Consider the following 2,337-nt stretch of genomic DNA (forward strand, 5'->3'; position numbering starts at 1 on the left):
TGTTGACTAACTTTATTGCGATATTGTTTGACCAACAGAATTAATTGTTGTTCATTATTTTCTTTGATTTGTTGAGATTTTAAGCGCTTATAGAAGGCTTGTTTACTAATCCCAAAACACTCGATTAACCATTTTCTTTTAAACGGTTTTGTTTCTTTTTTTGAATCTCGTCGGCTAATGTTTTGGGCAATGACTTTTTTGCTAAATCCACACCAGTAATAAGTTCCATATCCGCAATTATGTCTTGCTGGAAGTCTTTTACAAACTCCAATTCTTCAATTCTTTGCTTTAATTTTTTGATTTCGTCTTTTTTGCTCATTCCTAATTTCTTTTGCTCTAAAGTACTATATTTTTTTAACCAATAGTCAATAGAAGATCTTGAAATATTGTATTTTTTAGCAGCATAATTAATTGAAATACGACCATTTTGAATTTGGTCAATAACGAGTAATTTTAAATCAAAACCCACTTTTTCATAGGATTTTTTTCGGCAGGGTACTTTTTGTTCTTTCATACTTTCGTTGTTTAAGTTGTCTAATTTTTAGTCAACCTATTTCAGGAAAGTACAAATCTGCAATTAATAGCAACGGGCTTTTATAAGATTTGTGCGACTGGAAAATCGGAGATTTTTCGTACGTAGCAAATTGTTTATTGAATGTTTGTCGTTTGTACTAAATCTGATTTAAGCATAAATTTTATGAGTTGTTGTACACCGTTTTTTTTATTCAGTTGGAATCGCATATCGTCCATCTGTCAATTCCCAATTATCTTTCTTTCTGTCAAGTACAAATCGCATATCAGGAATGTAACCATTAGTTCCTCCACATTCTAATGCGAAATCAGCTTTCTTAAATTTCAATCCATTATTGAAATGAATTTTTCGCTTTCCAGTCACATTTATAATTCCAAAATTAATATCGACAGTATCAGTTCCGATAATTTTGTGAGTCAATCTCAAAACTCGAATAGTCTTTTTCTCTTTAATCGATAAGTCAATTAATTCCTCATTTGTTAAAAATTTATATCGGTCAGATACATTTTGTATTGAAATTCTCTGTCCATTATCATTCAACTCAATGTATTTCCATCCGCTCGATAGTAAGAGATCAAATCTGCTATTCAGTGCTTGAACATAAATAGCATCTAATTCGTTTTGTTCAATCAAATTCAACTCGTTTCCTTGTCCAAATGACAAAAATCCGATTAGTGTCAATATGATTACGAATGTTTTTTTCATAATGGTGTACAACGGGCTTTTATAAGATTTGTGCGACTGGAAAATCGGAGATTTTTCGGACGTAGCAAATCGTTTGTTTAATGTTTGTCAGTTCGTAATTTAGTTTAAAAGTAAGCATAAATTTTATGAGTTGTTGGCTTTTAGCTGCTTTTTGTTTTGGAGTTAAATTTTCTTTTCATAACTAGAATTATTCTTTTATAATTTTCAATCGGTAAGCAATTGAGAAAGTCGGAAATGTTTATATTTTAGATTATGTTTCTTTTTAGTTTATTTAATCCAATTTTAATAATTCAATTTTTACTCGGAAATATTTTATTTTTAGTTTCTGTTTTCTTTGAACTTTTTAAAACTCCAGATTTTACTCCGAAATAATTTAATAACTCCGTAATCCATTTTATATCAGTCAAATATATTTAAAGTCAATTTTAATAATTCAATTTTTACTCGGCAATAATTTGTCATTTTTAAATATTTCAATGATTTTTTTACTCCGAAATAATTTTAACTCATCTTTAATTAAAAACTATGATTTTCGGAAGTATTTTTTTGACCAAAATTTTCCTGTATTATACTGAAATAGGTTGACCATTTTTTTGGTTACTTTAACCGTTCAAAATATTTTTTTTAGCCGTTTAGAAGGCAAAAAAATAATTTGAACTAGGTCAGTTCTTAAATTTTAAGTTCGAGTAAATTTACATGTTTTTTTCGATACGATTTATATTTGATGTTAGGATTGTTATGAACCTCAAAAGGCTTCCTTAAATCCAGGCTAAAATGCGGTCTAAGGTTGTTGTAAATATGTACTGCATTTTTGACAATTTTCTTAGCGAATGTTGTGTTTTTGATTACTTTTTTAAGTCCATATTCATATTTCAGGGTTCTATTAATTCTTTCAGCAACAGCGTTTTCATATGGATCGTATTGTTCAGTCATACTCATAGTTAAGCCATTATTTTCAGCGAAATTTGTATATTCAGGGTTGCAATATTGAAAACCTCTATCTGAGTGATGTATTATCTTTTCAGTAGGGTATTTACGGTTCTTAACAGCCATTTTAAGCGCATCTAAACATAATGATACTTTCATATGAGAAGCTAGTT

3 protein-coding genes are annotated in these 2,337 nt (G+C 29.0%); all 3 read right to left on the minus strand.

All coding sequences use genetic code 11. From position 1 onward, the window contains the following. Window positions 1–124: 124 nt before the first annotated feature. The gene (locus tag EC396_RS14595) at window positions 125–514 is read right to left on the minus strand and encodes a helix-turn-helix domain-containing protein (RefSeq protein ID WP_129366715.1); all 390 of its coding nucleotides are present in this window, start codon (window positions 512–514) and stop codon (window positions 125–127) included. Between the two features lie 207 nt (window positions 515–721). Beyond that, window positions 722–1,237 (minus strand): hypothetical protein, encoded by a 516-nt coding sequence (locus EC396_RS14600; RefSeq protein ID WP_129367407.1) that lies wholly within the window; start codon window positions 1,235–1,237, stop codon window positions 722–724. 669 nt (window positions 1,238–1,906) lie between these two features. Beyond that, the coding region (locus EC396_RS14605; RefSeq protein ID WP_164975322.1) for an integrase core domain-containing protein at window positions 1,907–2,337 on the minus strand (431 nt) is incomplete at its 5' end.

The sequence above is a fragment of the Lutibacter sp. HS1-25 genome (genome assembly GCF_004121075.1).
In the GTDB taxonomy this organism is placed as follows: Bacteria; Bacteroidota; Bacteroidia; order Flavobacteriales; family Flavobacteriaceae; genus Lutibacter.